The sequence below is a fragment of the Actinomycetospora atypica genome (assembly GCF_042653685.1).
Lineage (GTDB): Bacteria > Actinomycetota > Actinomycetes > Mycobacteriales > Pseudonocardiaceae > Actinomycetospora > Actinomycetospora atypica.
Map to the genome: position 1 here is coordinate 15797 of NZ_JBHSIV010000045.1, position 17388 is coordinate 33184.

The window sequence follows — 17388 nt, forward strand, 5'->3', positions numbered from 1 at the left end:
CGGGGCGTGAGACCGGCGTCACGCCCTGCGGCGCGAGTATGGGAGCGTCCGCGGCGCCGCTGCACCGTGGCTCCCATCCAGTGGAAGAGCGCCTACTCGGCCGGCTGTCGCCCGAGCCGGCGGGACGCCGCCGCGGCCGCGAGCTGCACGGCGGGGACGAAGGGCTGCAGGGACAGGCTGGCCGGCACGACGACGGCCAGCGCGGCCACCACCCGGCCCTCGCCGTCGGTGATCGGGGCGGCCACCGTGGAGACGCCCTCGGTCATCTCCTGGTAGGAGAGGCAGTACCCGGTGCGGCGGATGTCGTCGAGGGCCGAGCGCAGGGTGGCGGCGTCGGTGATGGTGCCCGGGGCGAGGCGGGGGAGCCCGCGCGCGACGATGTCCTCCACCAGCTGCGGCGGGGAGTGGGCGAGCAGCACCTTGCCCGGGCCGCTCGCGTGCATCGGCATGTCCCGGCCCACCCGCGACCGGACCGTGGAGTCCTCCTGGCCCGCGAGCCGTTCGACGAACAGCGCCCGGAACCCGTCGCGCACCACGAGGTGCACCACGTGGCCGGTGACCGCGGCGAGGTCCTGCATCGGGGGCAGGGCCGCCTCCCGCAGCGTCCGCGCGATCGGGGCGAGCGCGCCGACGCGCCAGAGCCGCATGCCGACGCGGTAGCGCCCGCGGCCCACCCGTTCCAGGGCGCCCCAGGCCACCAGCTCGGCGACGATGCGGTGCGCGGTGGCGGGCGGCAGCCCGGTCACGGCGACGATGTCGGCGAGGGCGAGCTCGGGGGAGGAGTCGGAGAACGCGCCCAGTACGCCCAGGGCGCGGCCGAGGACGGACTTGGGGGGCTGGGCGTCCGCCCCGGTGGCCATGGCCCCGCGTGCCCCGGAATCGATCCCGCCACACCCCGGCGAGTCATGATGGCTCCGGTCGGACCGTCCTCCTAGCCTGGTCCGACGATCGGGACGCCGCCTCACCCCGGCGTGTCCGGCCCACCACGTCGTCCGGGAGGGGGAGGCTCAGGTCATGTCGGCACCGTTGTTCGACGCCGAGTCCCTCCGCATGGGGTCCCCCCTCCCTCCCGACGCCTCCGCGCCGGCCGGGACGTCCGACGCGCCCGACCCGGCGTCGCGGCCCCGGCGCCAGACCCCCGAGCCCCCGGCCCTGTCCTCGCACGGCCCGGCCACCGTCCTCGCGATGTGCAACCAGAAGGGCGGGGTCGGGAAGACGACCTCGACGATCAACCTGGGCGCGGCGCTCGCCGAGTACGGCCGGCGGGTGCTGCTGGTCGACTTCGACCCGCAGGGCGCCCTGTCGGTGGGCCTCGGCGTGCAGCCCCACGAGCTCGACACGACGATCTACAACCTGATCATGGAGCGCCGGACCACCCTCGACGACGTCGTGCGGCGGACCCGCGTCGAGGGCCTCGACCTGCTGCCCTCGAACATCGACCTCTCGGCGGCCGAGGTGCAGCTGGTCAGCGAGGTGGGTCGGGAGCAGACGCTGGGCCGGGTCCTGCGCCCCGCGCTCGCCGACTACGACTACGTGCTCGTCGACTGCCAGCCCTCGCTCGGCCTGCTCACGGTCAACGCCCTCGCCTGCGCCCACAGGGTGCTCATCCCGCTGGAGTGCGAGTACTTCTCGCTGCGCGGGGTGGCGCTGCTGATGGACACGATCGAGAAGGTGCAGGACCGGCTGAACCCCGACCTGGCGATCACCGGCATCCTGGCCACGATGTACGACCCGCGCACCCTGCACACCCGCGAGGTCATGTCCCGCGTGGTGGAGGCGTTCGGCGACCTCGTGTTCGACACCGTGATCAACCGGACGGTGCGGTTCCCCGAGACCACGGTGGCCGGCGAGCCGATCACCACGTGGGCGTCGAGGTCGCAGGGGGCGGAGGCCTACCGGGCGCTGGCGCGCGAGGTCATCAGCCGGTGACGGTCACGGAGGAACGCCAGGGCTTCCAGGTCACCCTGCACAACTTCACCGGGCCGTTCGACCTGCTGCTGGCCCTCATCGGCCGCCACGAGCTCGACGTCACCGAGGTGGCGCTGCACCGCGTCACCGACGACTTCATCGCCTACACCGCCGCCCTCGGCGGGTCGGCCGACCTGGAGGAGACCACCGGGTTCCTCGTCGTCGCGGCCACCCTGCTCGACCTCAAGGCCGCGCGGCTGCTGCCCAGCGCCGAGGTGGAGGACGAGGAGGACCTCGCGCTGCTCGAGGCCCGCGACGTGCTGTTCGCCCGGCTGCTGCAGTACCGCGCCTACCAGCAGGTCGCGGCCCTGTTCCGCGAGCTCGAGGCGGCGGCGCGGCTGCGCTACCCGCGGGCGGTGTCGCTGTCGGCGGAGCTCGCGTCGCTGCTGCCCCCGGTCGACCTCGGCGTCGACGCGGCCGGGTTCGCCGAGGTCGCGGCCGCGGTGTTCCGGCCCTCGCCGCCGCCGACGGTGGGCCTCGACCACCTCCACGCGCCCAGCGTCTCGGTGCCCGAGCAGGTGGAGATCATGGCCGGGCGGCTCCAGGAGGCGGGGCGGCTGACTTTCGCCGAGCTGTGCGTCGACTGCGAGCACGGCGGCGAGGTGGTCGGGCGGTTCCTGGGCGTGCTCGAGCTGTACCGCTCGCGGCAGGTGGCGCTGGACCAGGAGGAGGCATTCTCCGAGCTCGCGGTGCGGTGGGCGCCGGGGTCCGACGACCGCGGGACCGCGGCCCTCGACCCCGAGGCGCCGGCGTGAGCCGTCCCGACGAGGACCTCCCCGGGCTCGCCGACGACGCCGAGCTCGGCGCCGCCCTCGAGGCGGTGCTCATGGTGGTCGACGCCCCGGTGCCGGCGATCCAGCTCGCGGAGGTGCTCGAGGAGCCGCTGACCCGGGTGGTCGCGGCCCTGGAGGGGCTCGCCGCCTCCTACGCCCCGCACGGGTTCGAGCTCCGGCGCACCGAGGAGGGCTGGCGCTTCGTCTCCCGGGCCCGGTTCGCGCCGTACGTGGAGCGCTTCGTCCTCGACGGGCAGCGCGCGCGACTGACCCGCGCCGCCCTGGAGACCCTCGCCGTGGTCGCCTACCGCCAGCCGGTCACCCGCGCCCGGGTGTCGGGCGTGCGCGGGGTCAACGTCGACGGCGTGATGCGCACCCTGACCGCGCGTGGACTGATCGTCGAGGCGGGTACCGACCCCACGACCGGCGGCACGCTCTACCGGACCACCGAGCTGTTCCTCGAGCGGCTCGGCCTGGCGTCGCTGGAGGACCTGCCGCCGATCGCGCCGCTGCTGCCCGAGGTCGACGACATCGACGAGATCTAGGAGTCCCGGTGCCCGGAGTGATCATCGTCGGGGTCGGTCCGGGGATCGGGACCGCCGTGGCGCGGCGCTTCGCGCGCGAGGGATTCGTCGTCGGGATGATCGCCCGCACGGAGCGGACCCTGGCGACGGCCGTCGAGGCCCTGGGCCCCGACGCCACGAGCTGGACGACGACGGCCGACGCCACCGACGACCCCGCGCTGCGCGAGGCGCTGCGGGCCTTCGTCGGGACCCACGGCACCCCGGACGTCGTCGTCTACAACGCGGCGGTCATCCGGACCGACGAGCCGGGCGAGCTCGACGCCGCGACGATGCTCGACACCTACGCGGTCAACGTGGTGGGGGCGGTGACCACCGCGGGGGAGCTGCTCCCGCGGATGGAGAGCGGCACGTTCGTGATCACCAGCGGCATGCCCACGCCCGACCCGGGCCTGACGAGCCTGTCGCTCGGCAAGGTCGGGGTGCGGGGCCTCGTCGAGCTGTTGAACTCCTGGCGCCCGGCGGTGCACACCGCCTCGGTGACGGTCGGCGGGCCGGTGGCGCCCGGCACCGCGTACGACCCCGACGACATCGCCGAGCTCTACTGGCGCCTGCACACCCGCGAGCTCACCGGTCCCGAGATCCGGCACGGCTGCTGAGGGCCGGCGGGAGCGCGACGAGCGCCGCCGCGACCACGAGCGCGCCGCCGAGGGCGAGGGCGGGCCGGGCGTCGTCGCCCCCCACGAGCGTCACGGCCACCGGCCCCACCACCTGGCCCACGCCGTAGAGGGCGGAGAACACCGCGACGACCGGCCCGGCGCCGCGGCCCGCGAGCGTCCGGGCCAGCGGCAGGGTCAGCATGACGATCGCGACGAACGTGCCCCCGAAGACGACGGCGGACACGACGACCGCGACGGGGGAGGCGACGAGCGCGGGCAGCGCCAGCCCGACGGCCTGCACCGCGAGGGCGGCGACCAGCGTCGGGCCGCGCCCGCGGCGGGCGGCCACCCGCGCCCACACCACGCACGACGGCACCCCGGCCAGCCCCGCGACCGTCCAGCAGCCCGCCGCCACCCACGCGGGCCCGATGTCGGTGGCGACGTCGACCAGGAACGTGCCGGTGATGATGTAGCCCGCGCCCTCGAGGAAGTAGGCGACGCCGAGCGCCACCAGGAGCAGGACCCGGGGCGGCGGACCGGCGCCGTCGCCCTCGTCGTCGGGATCGACGGGCAGTCGCGCCAGCCGCAGCGCGGGGATCGCCAGGGCGAGCGCGAGGACCGCGGCGAGGTACCAGGTGGCCGTCCAGCCCCCGATCGCCGCGGCGAGCGGGGTGACGGCGCCCGAGAGGGCGATCCCGGCGCCGACCCCGCCGAAGACCCACCCGGCGAGGTCGTCGCGGCCGTGGCGGCGCAGCAGGGTGAGGACCAGGTCGGCCGCGGTGACGAACGCGAAGGCGCTCGCGACGCCGGAGACCAGCCGGGCCGTCGACCACACCGCGGACGACGTGGTCACCGGCATGGCGGCGAGGGTCAGGACCGTCAGGACCAGGCCCGTCGTCAGGACGGCACCCCGGTGGCGGCGCACCACCGGGGCCGCCGCGAGCAGGCAGCCGACGAGGTAGCCGACGTAGTTCACCGAGGCCAGGAGCCCCGCCGCGGAGGTGGAGAGGCCCACCTCGGCGCCCATCACGGGGATGATCGGGGTGAACACGAAGCGCCCGACGCCCATCGCCGCGGCGAGGGCGGCCGCCCCGGCGGCGACCGAGAGCCGCAGGCGCGGCCGGGTCCCCAGGGTCGACGTCGACACGACCGGAGAGCCTAGTCCCGGCACGCACTACCCTGGACCCCTGTGACCGAGGGTGAGCAGGGAGTACGCCTGCAGAAAGTGCTCAGCGAGGCCGGGGTGGCGTCGCGGCGGCAGGCCGAGATCCTGATGCGCCAGGGCCGGGTGGAGGTCGACGGCAAGGTCGTCACGGAGATGGGGCGGCGGGTCGACCCCGACGCGAGCGTCATCCACGTCGACGGCAGCCGCATCATCACCGACGTCGAGACCGTGCACCTCGCGCTGAACAAGCCCGAGGGGATGCTCTCGACGATGTGGGACGAGAACGGGCGGCGCTGCGTCGGCGACATCGTGCTGGAGAAGGCCGGCGGGACGAAGGGCCTCTTCCACGTCGGGCGCCTCGACGCCGCCACCGAGGGCCTGCTGCTGCTGACCAACGACGGCGAGCTGGCGAACCGGCTGATGCACCCGTCCTACGAGGTGCCCAAGACCTACCTCGCGGAGATCCGCACGCCGATCTCGAAGGACCTCGGCAAGCAGCTGCGCGCCGGCGTCGAGCTCGACGACGGCCCGGCCGCGGTCGAGAGCTTCAAGGTGATCGACCGGTCGGGCTCGCGGGTGATGGTCGAGGTGGTGATCAGTGAGGGCCGCAACCGGATCGTGCGCCGGCTCTTCGACGCGATCGACAAGCCCGTCGAGCGCCTGGTGCGCACCGCGGTCGGCGACGTCCGTCTCGGGGACCAGCGGCCGGGCACGCTGCGCAAGCTCGGGCGCGACGAGGTGGGAGCGCTGTACCACGCGGTGGGTCTCTAGGCCGGACGATCAGGCACAATGGACTCCCGGACGGATGTCGAGCGCTGGGAGTTGTGCCGTGGGCCGGCCGGACGTGGTTCTGCAGGGTGTCGTGGCGGTCGACGGACCGTCGGGCACCGGTAAGTCCACCACCGCACGTGGCCTCGCGGTGCGCCTCGGCGCCCGCTACCTCGACACCGGGGCCATGTACCGCGCGGCCACCCTCGCGGTGATGCGCGCCGACGTCCCGCTCGACGCCTCGCGCACCGACGCCGACGGGCACGACGACGCCGTGGGCGTGGCCATGGGCGCCGACCTCGTGATGTCGACCGACCCCACCGAGCCGCGGGTGCGGCTCGACGGCGCGGACGTCGCGGCCGAGATCCGCGGCGCCGACGTCACCCGGAACGTCTCGGCGATCTCGGCGCTGTCCGAGGTGCGCCGGCACCTGGTCGACGAGCAGCGGCGCATCGTCGCCGAGGCCGCGGCCGACGGGGTCGGCATCGTCGTCGAGGGCCGGGACATCGGGACCGTCGTGGTCCCCGACGCCGACCTGAAGATCTACCTCGTGGCCTCGGACACCGTGCGCGCCGGACGGCGCAGCGCCGAGGACACGACGGCCGGGCGGGCCAGTGATCCGTCGACGACGGGTGCCGACCTGGCCCGCCGCGACAAGCTCGACTCCTCGCGCACCGCGTCCCCGCTGCGTGCCGCCGAGGACGCGGTCGAGGTGGACACGTCGGTGCTCGACATCGAGGGCGTGCTCGATCGCCTCGAAGACCTGGCCGCGGAGCGCGGCATGCTGGTCCCGGCGCTGGTGCAGACCGGCTCCGGGGCCCCGAACGGAGGATGACGTGACGCAGGAACTCCCTGCCGATCTCGTGGCGGCGGAGATGTCCGACGATGCGCGCCCGGCCCAGCCGGTGCTCGCGGTCGTCGGGCGGCCCAACGTCGGGAAGTCGACGCTGGTCAACCGGATCATCGGCCGCCGGGAGGCGGTCGTGCAGGACGTCCCGGGCGTGACCCGGGACCGCGTGGCCTACGACGCCCTGTGGAACGGGCGCCGCTTCACCCTCGTCGACACCGGGGGCTGGGTCCCCGACGCCAAGGGGATGCAGGCGGCGATCTCGGCGCAGGCCGAGATCGCGATGCGCACCGCCGACGCGATCCTGCTGGTCGTCGACGGCCAGGTGGGCGCCACCACCGTGGACGAGGCCGTGGCGCGCGTGCTGCGCCGCTCGGACCGTCCGGTGCTGCTGTGCGCCACGAAGGTCGACGACCAGCGCGGGCTCGACGAGATCGCGGCGCTGTGGCGCCTGGGGCTGGGGGAGCCGCACCCGGTGTCGGGCCTGCACGGCCGCGGCTCGGGCGACCTGCTCGACGCCGTGCTCGACGTGCTGCCCGAGTCGCCCCGCGACGACGTCGACCTCGAGGGCGGCCCGCGGCGCGTGGCGCTGGTGGGCAAGCCGAACGTCGGGAAGTCGTCGCTGCTCAACCAGTTGACCGGGGAGAACCGGGCGGTCGTCGACTCGACCGCCGGCACCACCACCGACCCGGTCGACTCCCTCGTCGAGATCGACGGGGAGGTCTGGCAGCTCGTCGACACCGCGGGCCTGCGCCGCAAGGTCCACCAGGCGTCGGGCATGGAGTACTACGCGTCGCTGCGCACGAAGGGCGCCATCGAGGCGGCCGAGGTGACGGTGCTGCTGCTCGACGCCTCCGAGCCGATCAGCGAGCAGGACCTCCGGGTGGCCACGCAGGTCGCCGAGTCGGGCCGCGCGCTGGTGCTGGCCATGAACAAGTGGGACCTCGTCGACGACGACCGCCGCGACGCGATGAAGCGCGAGCTCGAGCGCGCGCTGGTGCGCTTCCCCTGGGTGGAGCGGGTCAACATCTCGGCGAAGACCGGGCGCGCGGTGCAGAAGCTCGCGCCCGCCATGCGCACGGCCCTGGAGAACTGGGACCGCCGCATCCCCACCGGGCAGCTCAACCAGTGGCTCGCCGACATCGTGGCCGCCACGCCGCCGCCGGTCCGCGGCGGCAAGCAGCCGAAGATCCTCTACGCGACCCAGGCGCAGAACCGGCCGCCGACGTTCGTGCTGTTCACGTCCGGCTTCCTCGAGGCGAGCTACCGGCGCTTCCTGGAGCGCAAGCTCCGCGAGACGTTCCCGCTGACCGGCACGCCGATCCAGATCAACATGCGGGTGCGGGAGAAGCGCAAGAAGTCCTGACGTCGCTCGCGGCCCTCAGGCCGTCGCCGCGGCGTCGGTGCCGCCCAGGGCCGCGAGCAGGGCGGGGGTGTGGGCGCCCTCCCCGGTCGCGGCCAGCTCCCGCGCCCGGTCCTCCGCGGCCGCCTGCACGGTGGGCCGGTGACGGTGGCGCACGAACACGACGGCCTGCGCGGCGGCGTCGGCGGCCTCGAGACACATGCCGGCCTCCTCGAGGGCGTCCGCGATGACGAGGAGCCGCTCGCCGTCGTGGGAGCCGACGGCGGCGGCGTGGGCGGCGGCGAGGTGGGCCCGTGGCGTGTCGAGCATCCGGTCGAGCTCGGTGAGCCGTGCCAGCTGGTCGCCGCCGCCGAGCCGGACCGCGGTCTGGCGCATCAGCACCTCGGCGGCGTGCAGGCCGTGGGTCCGGCACCGGTCGGCCCCGTCGCGGCAGTGCCCGACGGCGACCTCCAGGTCGCCCTCGGCCGCGGCGGTCCAGGCGCGGGCGAGGTCGAGCTCGAAGTCGTGGATCCCGATGGCCGGGTCCTGATGGGCCTCGGCGTGCTCGAGCGCGGCCCGGGCCGCGGCCGCGTCCCCGAGCGCCCCCTGGCACCGCGCGACCATGGCCGCGAGCAGGGCCACGCGCGCGTTCCCTCCCCGGCCGGTGGCCGTGGCCAGCGCCCGCCCGACCGTCTCGATCGCGTGCCGGGGACGGCCCGCGCTGACGGCCATCCGCACCTCGAACAACGCCGTCCACTCCGAGGCCTCCGCGAGCGGGAGCACGTCGCGGACCCAGCGCAGGCGGCGGTGCAGGAGGTCGGGGCGCCCCCTCAGGTCGGCGTCGAGGATCTCCAGGTCGGCGAGCTGCGGCTGCAGACCCGCCAGCTCCGGGACCCGCGCGGCGGCGGCGAGCCCGCGGTCGACCAGTTCGGCCAACCGCTCGCTCCGGCCGTTCAGCGCCCGCGCCGTGCCGACGGCCCAGACCGCGATCGCCACCGCCGGGTCGAGCGCGTCCGCGTCGGCGAGCACCGCGTCGGCGAGTGCGAGGCCCTCGTCGAGGTTCGCGCAGGCCACCAGCGCCCCGCCCCGCAGGGCGTCCAACGCGGGCTCCGGCCCGCCCGCCGCGGCCTCGGCGTGGGCGAGCACCGGCTCGACGTCCCGCGGCTCGGGGGTGTGGAACTGCTGGTGCAGGACGCGCGCCGTCACCGCCCGCACCCGCTCCTCGCGGTCGGCGGCGGCGGTCACCGCGTCGGCGAGGATGCGGTCGGCCTCCTCGGCGCGGCCGTCGCGCAGCAGGTGGTCGGCCAGCGCGAGGCGGGCGGGAAGGCCCCCCTCGGCCAGGGCCGCGCGCAGAACCGCTTCGTCGGCCACGTCACCGCTCCCCCCTGACGACGGAGGTACCGGGTCCGGCGACGGCCCCGTCGACCGCCCCATGATCCCACCTGAACGGACTAGTGCGAACTCGACTCGCGCCGCGGTCGTCGGACCCCGGCGACGGCCACGAGGGCCGCGCGGTCGGAGAGCCCCAGCCGGGAGCAGGCGCGGTAGACGTGCGACTCGACGGTGCGCACCGAGACGTGCAGGCGCTCGGCGATCTGGCGGTTCGTCAGTCCCTCGCCGGCGAGGGCGGCGACCTCGCGCTCGCGCGCGGAGAGCGGGACCGGGCTCTGCGCCTCCCGCAGCGCCGGGGTGCACGCGTCCTCCGCGCGCCCGGCCAGCTCGCGGGCCCGGTCCTCGGCCTCCGCGGCGAGGACGCGGCGGTGCCGCGTCCGGGCGACGGCCGCCGCCTGTGCCGCGGCGTCGGTGCCCTCGAGCAGCATGCCCGCCTCCGCCAGCTCACCGGCCACGGTGAGCAGCCGCTCCGGGTCGTGCTCGGCCAGCGCGGCGGCGTGCGCCGCGGCGAGCTGGGCGCGCGGGGTCCGCAGCGCCGTGGCCAGCTCGGCGAGCGGGACGACCTGCTCGCGGTCGCCGAAGCGGACCGCGGTCTGGCGCAGGAGCACCTCGGCGGCCCGCGTCCCGTGCTCGCGGCACCGCGCGGCCCCCCGACGGCAGGCCCCGATGCCGCCCTGCAGGTCGCCCTCGGCGGCGAGCAGCCACCCGCGGCTCAGGTCGAGCTCGAAGTCGAGGACCGGCAGGAACGGGTGGCGGCGCTCCTGCGCCTCGTCGAGCAGCCGCCGGGCTCCGACGACGTCCCCGAGCATCGCGTGGGCACGCGAGATCATCGCGACCAGCCAGGCCCCCCAGCCCCCGCCGTGCCCGGGGAAGGCGGGCAGGCAGGCGTCGAGAGCCTGCGCGGCGGTCCGGGGCAGGCCCGCGCCCAGGGCGGTGCGCCCCTCGTAGAGCGCGACGAACACCGGGGCCTGCGGACCGGAGAGCGACCGGACCCAGTCGAGCCGGTGCCGGCCCGCGCCCGGCCGGGCCTGCAGGTCGGCGTCGACGATCTCGGCGAAGCCGATGTTGCACTGCATCGCGGCCATCTCCGGGCTGCGCGCCGCCGCGGAGATGCCCTGTTCGACGACCTCCGCGAGGCCCTCGCCGCGACCGGCCATCGACCGCAGGAGGGCGACGGCCCAGCCCGCCAGGGCCACCGCGTGGTCGGGCCGCGAGCCGTCGGCGAGCACGGCCCCGCCGAGCGTCAGCGCCTCGTCGACCCGGCCGTCGAACGCGTGGAAGACGGTGCGCAGGGCGTCGTGGGCGGGGTCGCGGCGGCCGTCGGTCTCCCGGGCCTCCGCCTCGGCGACGAGCCCCTCCGACCGGAGTGGGGTCCGCGCCTGCACGTGCCGGTGGAGCACCCGCAGGGTCAGCGCCCGGGTCCGCTCCTGCGGCGTCGCGGCCTCGGCGACCGCCTCCTCGAGGACGGCATCGGCGTCGTCGCTGCGCAGCTGGTAGGTGAGCAGGTGCGCGAGCCCGGCCCGCGCCTCGAAGCCGCCCCCCGCCTCGACCGCGGCGCGGAGCAGCCGCTCGGCGAGCGGCAGGTCGCCGAGCCCGGAGGCCTGCATCGCCGCCGTGACCAGGACGGCCGGGTCGAGCGGCCGGTCGCTGCCGAGGTCGAGCACCGCCCGCCGCAGTCCGTCGCCGGCCCGCCGCCCGCCGGTGCTCGCGAAGGCCGCGGAGAGCTCGCTGCGCAGCCGCCGCGCCCGCGGCACGCTGGTGCGCGCCCGGACCGCCTCGCCGTAGAGCGGGTGGGCGAACCGGAGCTCCCACCGGTCGCCGTCGGGCTCCACCGACACCAGGCCGCGCTGCGCGACCTCCTCGACCGGGCCGGACCCGGCCAGGGACTCCAGCATCCCGAGGCCGAGCGGCTCGGCGACGGCGAGCAGCTCGAGCACCCGGCGCTGCTCGTCGGACAGGTCACCGATGCGGGCCGCGACCAGCTCGTCGAGGGCGGGGGAGAGCACCACCTGGCCGGTCCAGGCCCAGGTCGACCCCAGCCGCGCGAGCCTCCCGGCCGCCCGCTCGCCCTCGACGAGGTGCCGCAGCCACAGGACGTTGCCCCGGGCCGTGTCGTGCAGCAGGCGCGCGGTCCGCGCCTCGAGCCCGCCACCGAGGACCGAGGAGAGCACGGTCGAGGTCTGGTCGCGGTCGAACGGCTCGATCTCGATCCGCGCCGCCAGTTCGTCCTTCCACAGCGCCGTGACCGCGTCCGGGGCCGGATCCCCGGTGCGGACGGTGAGGACCACCCGCGCCCGGCCCGACGACACCACCTGGTGCACGACCGCCGCCGAGACCTCGTCGAGCAGGTGCGCGTCGTCGACCACCAGCAGATCGTGGGCGAGCGCCCGGACGGCCTCCCGCAGGTCCGCGAGGTCGGGCGGCGCGCCGTCGGGGCCGGCCACGGACACCACGTCGGCCAGCGCCCCGAGCGGGACCTCCTGCGCCGACGCCGTGGCCCGGACGATCCCGACGTCGGACCCGGCGCGCCGCGCGATCTCGCGGGCGAGCCGGCTCTTCCCGACCCCGGCCGGCCCCCCGAGCACCACCGTGCCCGGCGCGTCGAGCGCGGCGAGGGCGGCGGCGAGCTCGTGCTCGCGGGCGGTGAAGGGCCACGTCTCCGCCACGGGTCGTCCTCCCCCTCCCGGTGTCTCCGGCCCTGAGTGTTCCGCATCGGTGCGGGCGTTGGTGAACTCGATGTGAACCCGCCGGGAGCGGTCCGGTTGCTACGGTGCCCGTGACGTCGATCACTGGAGGATGCGTGCACGACCTGGGAAACGCCACGGCCGCCGCGGCGCGGGTGATCGCCCTCATCACCGACGAGGACCTCGACCGGCCGACCCCCTGCTCGGCCTGGCCCGTCCGCGACGTCGTCGAGCACGTCGCGGGTCTCGCCTGGCACTTCGCCGGCGTCGCCCAGGGCGAGCCGCCGACCACCCCGCCGCCCGCGTCCGACCTGCCCGAGGGCTGGCGGGAGCTGCTGGCCCAGGAGCTGTTCGACCTCGCCGAGGCCTGGCGGTCCGAGTCGGCCTGGGAGGGGTCCGACGAGGCCGGCGGCGTAACGATGCCGCGGGGCGCTCTGGGCGTCGTCGCGCTGGACGAGGTGGTCCTGCACGGCTGGGACCTCGCGGCCGCCCTGGAGGTGCCCTACAGCGTCGCCGAGGCCGACGTCGAGATGTGCCTGCCGTTCGTCGAGCAGGTCGCCGGGATGGAGGGCGGCCCGTTCGCGCGGCCCCTGCCCGGGGCGGGGGAGTCGTCCGGGATGGAGCGCCTGCTCCGCCTGGCCGGGCGCGACCCGGCGGCCGGGCCGCCGTCGCTGGCGAGTTAGGGGCCGCGGCCGGCGGCATGATCGGTCGGAGTGTGACGGACCGTTCGGTCCGCGCCCACTTCCTCCACACGGAGATCGATCATGGTCCGGGCCGGGACCCGTCGCCCGGGCGGGCCGGAGCGGTGCGGTAGTGTCCTCACCGCTGCAGCGGTCGGGCAGCGGTTCGGGACGTGGCGCAGCTTGGTAGCGCACTTGACTGGGGGTCAAGGGGTCGCAGGTTCGAATCCTGTCGTCCCGACCGGCAAGTGAGGCCCGCTGACACTGGAGACGCTCCAGGTCAGCGGGCCTTCTTCGCGTCCGGGCACCGACCCGCGGCCGACCGCACGGGCGGCGGTCCCGGGGGAGGTGCGAGGCTCCCGGTCGTGGAACCACGCGTGGGTGCCCGGGGTGTGCTGCCGGGCGGGGACGGCCGTGTCGTGAGCCTGGACGTCAACGGGCTGAGCGTCGACTGCGCGGTACCGGCCGACGACGCCGCGCCCGAGGGTGCCTCCTCCTTCGGTCTCCTCGCCGCCGCGCTGTCGGCGTGCACCGCGATGTCGGTGCGGTCCTTCCTGCAGCGCTGGGACCTCGGGGGCGACGACGAGGTCGAGGTCGACGTCTTCTTCCAGGCCGGCCCGCCCCGCGTCCTGCACCGGCGGGTCGGCGTGCGTGCCGACCTGGGGGTCGGCATCCGGGAACAGCTCGCCGCCGTCGTCGACAACACCCCCGTGACGGTGCTGCTCCGGGACGCCCTCGTCATCGTCACCCGCCTGGACGTCGGCCCGGACGCACGTCCGGGCGACTGAGCGCACGATCCCGACGACGGCGTGGGGCCACCCCCTCGATGGCCCCGCGCCGCCCCACCAGGGCCAACGACGCGAGCCGCCCGGCGGGACGGTGATCACCGGAGCTGCTGCGGGGAGCCGCCGACGCGGCGGATAGCGTGCGGCCCGTGGGGGAGCAGGGTGTGGTCGGCCTGGTGGCCGGGACGGAGGACTCGACCCCTCTGCAGTTCTCGGTCGGGCTGGCGCCGGAGCAGTACCTGCAGCTCGACGACGTGGTCGTCACGCACCGCTCGGTGCCGGGCCTCGGGGTCGTCGCGACCTCCGGGGTCGTCACCGAGGTCCGGGCCCGCCACGAGGGCGCGACCTACGGCTCGGACGTCTTCCTCATCGCCGACGGCGTGCTGCCGGCGCACGTGCAGGAGATCGCCGAGGTCACGACGACCCGGGTCGAGCCCGAGTGCTACGTGCCGCCGCTGCCGGGCTCCCCGGCCCGCCGCGCGACCGGGCAGGAGCGGGCCGAGGCGCTCTACTTCGACCAGATGGACCTCAAGGTCCCGGTGGGGCTGGGGCGCGACGGCGAGCCCATCTACGTCAACCTCGAGTTCCTCGACGGCACCCGCGGCGGCCACGTCTCGATCAGCGGCATCTCCGGGGTCGCGACGAAGACGAGCTTCGCGCTGTTCCTGCTGTACTCGATCTTCCGCAGCGGGGTCCTCGGGCGGCGCACGGTCAACGCCAAGGCGCTGGTGTTCAGCGTGAAGGGCGAGGACCTGCTCTTCCTCGACCACGTCAACGCGAAGCTCGACGACGAGCAGCGCGCCCGCTACGCCCGGCTCGACCTGCCCGCCGAGCCCTTCGCCTCGGTCGGCTTCTTCGCCCCGACGATGCCCGACGACCCCAGTGGCCGGGCCTTCGTCACCGGCCGCACCAGCGGGATCGTGCCGTTCTGGTGGACCCTCGCCGAGTTCTGCCGCCAGGAGCTGCTGCCCTACGTCTTCGCCGACGCCGAGGACGAGCGCAACCAGTACACGATGGTCATCCACCAGGTGGCCGACCGGCTCAAGCGGCAGGCCACGGAGCTCGACCAGGGAGCGGTCTCCCTCGACGGCCGGACGATCCGGACCTACGCCCAGCTCGTCGAGTACGTGTCCGACCAGCTCACCGACGAGGACGCCCGCCGCGACTGGGCGGGCCCGGTCACCGGCACGGGGACGATCAACGCGTTCCTGCGCCGGCTGCGCTCGAGCCTCAAGCCGATGCGCACGCTGGTCCGCGGCGACCTGCCCGACGCCCCGGGCCGTCGGGTGAGCACCGAGGGGCAGCAGGTCACGGTGGTCGACCTGCACAACCTGCCCGAGCGCGCGCAGCGGTTCGTCGTCGGTGTGGTGCTCGCCGACGAGACGGCGCGCAAGGAGGCCGCGGGAACCGGCGGGCTGCTGTTCACGATGATCGACGAGCTGAACAAGTACGCGCCGCGGGAGGGCTCGAGCCCGATCAAGGAGGTGCTGCTCGACATCGCCGAGCGCGGCCGCTCGCTGGGGATCATCCTCGTCGGCGCCCAGCAGACGGCCAGCGAGGTGGAGCGCCGGATCGTCTCGAACTCCTCGATCAAGGTCGTCGGCCGGCTCGACCCCGCCGAGTCTGGGCGCCCGGAGAACGGGTTCCTGCCGCCCTCGCAGCGGGCGCGGGCGGTCCTCGCGAAGCCGGGCACCATGTTCGTCTCGCAGCCCGAGATCCCGGTGCCGCTGGCCGTCGAGTTCCCCTTCCCGGCCTGGGCGACCCGGCTCTCGGAGTCGGCGGGGGAGCCCGCGCGACGCAACGGGGTGGCGCCGGACCCGTTCGCGCGGCTGCCGGTCGCGGGCGACGACGACGAGATCCCGTTCTGACGTGCGGTTCCTGCACACCGCCGACTGGCACGTCGGCAAGACGCTCAAGGGCCGCCCGCGGCTCGAGGAGCAGGAGCGGGTGCTCCGGGAGATCGTCGGGGTCGCGCGGGCCCACGAGGTCGACGCCGTGCTCATCGCCGGCGACCTCTACGACACCGCGGCCCCGAACGCCGCCGCGCAGCAGCTCGTCGTGCGGACCCTGCTGGGGCTCGCGCGCGACGGCGTCCAGGTGGTCGCGATCGCCGGCAACCACGACCACGGCCCGACCCTCGACGCCTACCGCCCGCTCGCCGGCGCCGCGGGCATCACGCTGGTCGGGTCGGTCCGCACCGCCGCGCGCGGCGGCGTCGTCGAACTGACCTCGAGGGCGGGGGAGCGGGCGACGGTCGCGGTGCTGCCGTTCCTCTCGCAGCGCTACGCGGTGCGCGCCGCCGAGCTCGTCGGGCAGACCCCGGGCGAGCACACCAGCGCCTACGACCAGCAGCTGCGCGACGTCCTGGCCTCGCTGACCGCGGGGTTCCGCGACGACGCCGTCAACCTGGTGCTCGCCCACCTCACCGTGGTGCACGGGAGGTTCGGCGGCGGGGAGCGCGAGGCGCAGTCGATCTTCGAGTACGCGGTGCCCGCGACGATCTTCCCGGTCGAGGCGCACTACGTGGCGCTGGGCCACCTGCACCGCCGCCAGCGCATGGACGCCCCCTGCCCGGTGCACTACAGCGGCGCCCCGTTCTCGGTCGACTTCGGCGAGCAGGAGAACGAGCCGGTGGTCTGCATCGTCGACGCCTCACCGGGGACCCCGGCGCGGGTCACCGACGTCCCGATCACCGCCGGCCGGCGCCTGCGCACCGTCCACGGCACCGTCGCCGAGCTGGCCTCCCTCGCCGGGGAGCTCGGCGAGGACTACCTGCGGGTCTGGGTGCGCGAGCCGGCCCGGGCGGGCCTGCGCGACGAGGTGACCGCCCTGCTCCCGCACGCGCTCGAGGTGCGCATCGACCCCGAGTTCGCCGCGCCGACGACGGTGTCGCGGCCCCGGGTGGGCACCGGCGCCGAGCGTGCGCCGTCCGAGCTGTTCGCCGAGTACCTCGCGAACCAGCAGGTCGCGGACCCGCGGGTCGAGCGGCTCTTCGCACGCCTGCACGACGAGGTCACGGGCGGCGAGCGCTGATGCGTCCGGTCCTGCTGCGGATGGAGGGGTTCGCCGCGTTCCGCGCCGTGACCACGGTCGACTTCCGCGGTGCCGAGTACTTCGCCCTGGTCGGGCCCACCGGGTCGGGCAAGTCGACGGTGATCGACGCGATGGTCTTCGCGCTCTACGGCTCGGTGCCGCGCTGGGACGACCGCCGCGCGGTCCGGCTGGCCCTGGCGCCCACGACGATGCGCGGCACGGTCGCCCTGGTCTTCGACGTCGGCGACGAGCGCTACGTGGTGGCGCGGGAGCTGCGGCGCGCCGCGTCCGGGGGCGTGACGGTCCGCAGCGCGCGCCTGGAACGGCTGCTCGTCCCCGAGGGCGTCGGGGCGGCCGAGGAGGAGACGGCCCCGCTGGCCGACGGCTCGAAGGTCTCCGACGCGGTCACCGACCTGCTCGGGCTGCCGTTCGAGGACTTCTGCACCTGTGTCGTCCTGCCCCAGGGCGACTTCGCCGAGTTCCTGCACGCCGCCGCGGGCAAGCGGCAGGAGAAGCTCGAGCGCATCCTCGGGCTCGGCGTCTACGACCAGATCATGCGCCGGGCCAACACCGAGGCCTCCTCCGCCACCCAGCGCGCGGCGCTCCTCGCCGACCAGGTCGCCGAGCTCGCCGACGCCACGCCCGCGGCCGAGGACACGGCCGCCGCCCGCGTCGCCGCGCTCACGGCCCTCGCCGAGCGGGTGGGCGAGGCGGTGTCGCACCTTGCCGCCGCGGAGGCGGCCGTGACCGCGGCCGAGGCCGAGCGCGCCC

The 17388-nt window shown here is 75.5% G+C and carries 16 protein-coding genes and 1 tRNA gene; 13 read left to right on the forward strand and 4 right to left on the reverse strand.

Annotated elements, in window-relative coordinates:
• Positions 1-92: 92 nt before the first annotated feature.
• Positions 93-860, reverse strand: coding sequence for an IclR family transcriptional regulator (locus ACFPBZ_RS26340; RefSeq protein WP_378039082.1), 768 nt, complete (start codon positions 858-860; stop codon positions 93-95).
• Between the two features lie 190 nt (positions 861-1050).
• Between ACFPBZ_RS26340 and ACFPBZ_RS26345 the strand changes: the two genes are divergently transcribed.
• Genes ACFPBZ_RS26345 through ACFPBZ_RS26360 form a run of 4 tightly spaced genes read left to right on the forward strand, consistent with a single transcriptional unit; the run spans position 1051 to position 3921 of the window.
• The gene (locus ACFPBZ_RS26345) at positions 1051-1929 is read left to right on the forward strand and encodes a ParA family protein (RefSeq protein ID WP_378039098.1); all 879 of its coding nucleotides are present in this window, start codon (positions 1051-1053) and stop codon (positions 1927-1929) included.
• On the forward strand, positions 1926-2723 hold the full coding sequence (locus ACFPBZ_RS26350; RefSeq protein ID WP_378039083.1) for a segregation and condensation protein A: 798 nt from the start codon (positions 1926-1928) through the stop codon (positions 2721-2723). Before ACFPBZ_RS26345 ends, ACFPBZ_RS26350 begins: the two co-directional genes overlap by 4 nt.
• Positions 2720-3286 (forward strand): SMC-Scp complex subunit ScpB, encoded by a 567-nt coding sequence (gene scpB, locus ACFPBZ_RS26355; RefSeq protein WP_378039084.1) that lies wholly within the window; start codon positions 2720-2722, stop codon positions 3284-3286. Before ACFPBZ_RS26350 ends, scpB begins: the two co-directional genes overlap by 4 nt.
• An 8-nt stretch (positions 3287-3294) precedes the next feature.
• Positions 3295-3921 carry an SDR family oxidoreductase gene (locus ACFPBZ_RS26360; RefSeq protein WP_378039085.1) on the forward strand — a complete coding sequence of 209 codons (627 nt, stop codon included), beginning with the start codon at positions 3295-3297 and terminating at the stop codon, positions 3919-3921.
• On the opposite strand, the gene ACFPBZ_RS26365 is transcribed toward ACFPBZ_RS26360, so the two are convergent.
• The gene (locus tag ACFPBZ_RS26365) at positions 3890-5068 is read right to left on the reverse strand and encodes a YbfB/YjiJ family MFS transporter (RefSeq protein ID WP_378039086.1); all 1179 of its coding nucleotides are present in this window, start codon (positions 5066-5068) and stop codon (positions 3890-3892) included. The genes ACFPBZ_RS26360 and ACFPBZ_RS26365 overlap by 32 nt on opposite strands.
• Positions 5069-5110: 42 nt before the next feature.
• Here ACFPBZ_RS26365 and ACFPBZ_RS26370 point away from each other — a divergent pair, with 42 nt between their 5' ends.
• Genes ACFPBZ_RS26370 through der form a run of 3 tightly spaced genes read left to right on the forward strand, consistent with a single transcriptional unit; the run spans position 5111 to position 8067 of the window.
• Entirely contained in the window at positions 5111-5857 is a 747-nt protein-coding gene (locus ACFPBZ_RS26370; protein ID WP_378039087.1) for a pseudouridine synthase, read from the forward strand.
• 34 nt (positions 5858-5891) lie between these two features.
• A complete protein-coding gene (gene cmk / locus ACFPBZ_RS26375; RefSeq protein ID WP_378039088.1) occupies positions 5892-6689 on the forward strand; it encodes a (d)CMP kinase in 798 nt (265 codons plus the stop codon).
• A 40-nt stretch (positions 6690-6729) separates the two neighbouring features.
• Complete coding sequence (der, locus tag ACFPBZ_RS26380) at positions 6730-8067, forward strand: ribosome biogenesis GTPase Der (protein ID WP_378039099.1); 1338 nt, start codon at positions 6730-6732, stop codon at positions 8065-8067.
• A gap of 15 nt (positions 8068-8082) precedes the next feature.
• On the opposite strand, the gene ACFPBZ_RS26385 is transcribed toward der, so the two are convergent.
• The gene (locus ACFPBZ_RS26385) at positions 8083-9414 is read right to left on the reverse strand and encodes a hypothetical protein (RefSeq protein ID WP_378039089.1); all 1332 of its coding nucleotides are present in this window, start codon (positions 9412-9414) and stop codon (positions 8083-8085) included.
• Between the two features lie 80 nt (positions 9415-9494).
• The gene (locus tag ACFPBZ_RS26390) at positions 9495-12101 is read right to left on the reverse strand and encodes a LuxR C-terminal-related transcriptional regulator (protein WP_378039090.1); all 2607 of its coding nucleotides are present in this window, start codon (positions 12099-12101) and stop codon (positions 9495-9497) included.
• A 134-nt stretch (positions 12102-12235) separates the two neighbouring features.
• On the opposite strand from ACFPBZ_RS26390, the gene ACFPBZ_RS26395 reads away from it, so the two are divergent.
• The 6 genes from ACFPBZ_RS26395 to ACFPBZ_RS26420 all read left to right on the forward strand — a co-directional run.
• Positions 12236-12802, forward strand: a complete 567-nt coding sequence (locus ACFPBZ_RS26395) for a TIGR03086 family metal-binding protein (RefSeq protein ID WP_378039091.1) — start codon at positions 12236-12238, stop codon at positions 12800-12802.
• Between the two features lie 164 nt (positions 12803-12966).
• Positions 12967-13040 (forward strand) — tRNA-Pro (locus ACFPBZ_RS26400).
• 178 nt (positions 13041-13218) lie between these two features.
• Positions 13219-13587 carry an OsmC family protein gene (locus tag ACFPBZ_RS26405; protein ID WP_378039092.1) on the forward strand — a complete coding sequence of 123 codons (369 nt, stop codon included), beginning with the start codon at positions 13219-13221 and terminating at the stop codon, positions 13585-13587.
• A gap of 146 nt (positions 13588-13733) precedes the next feature.
• Positions 13734-15452, forward strand: coding sequence for an ATP-binding protein (locus tag ACFPBZ_RS26410; RefSeq protein ID WP_378039093.1), 1719 nt, complete (start codon positions 13734-13736; stop codon positions 15450-15452).
• 1 nt (position 15453) lies between these two features.
• A complete protein-coding gene (locus tag ACFPBZ_RS26415) occupies positions 15454-16617 on the forward strand; it encodes a metallophosphoesterase family protein (RefSeq protein ID WP_378039094.1) in 1164 nt (387 codons plus the stop codon).
• On the forward strand, positions 16617-17388 hold a 772-nt coding region (locus tag ACFPBZ_RS26420; RefSeq protein WP_378039095.1), incomplete at its 3' end, for an AAA family ATPase. The genes ACFPBZ_RS26415 and ACFPBZ_RS26420, both read left to right, overlap by 1 nt.

Excerpts from the sequence above, each read along its gene's own strand:
- ACFPBZ_RS26340 (WP_378039082.1), bottom strand. The coding sequence starts at position 860 with ATGGCCACCGGGGCGGACGCCCAGCCCCCCAAGTCCGTCCTCGGCCGC.
- ACFPBZ_RS26345 (WP_378039098.1), top strand. The coding sequence starts at position 1,051 with ATGGGGTCCCCCCTCCCTCCCGACGCCTCCGCGCCGGCCGGGACGTCC.
- cmk (WP_378039088.1), top strand. The coding sequence starts at position 5,892 with ATGTCGAGCGCTGGGAGTTGTGCCGTGGGCCGGCCGGACGTGGTTCTG.
- der (WP_378039099.1), top strand. The coding sequence starts at position 6,730 with ATGTCCGACGATGCGCGCCCGGCCCAGCCGGTGCTCGCGGTCGTCGGG.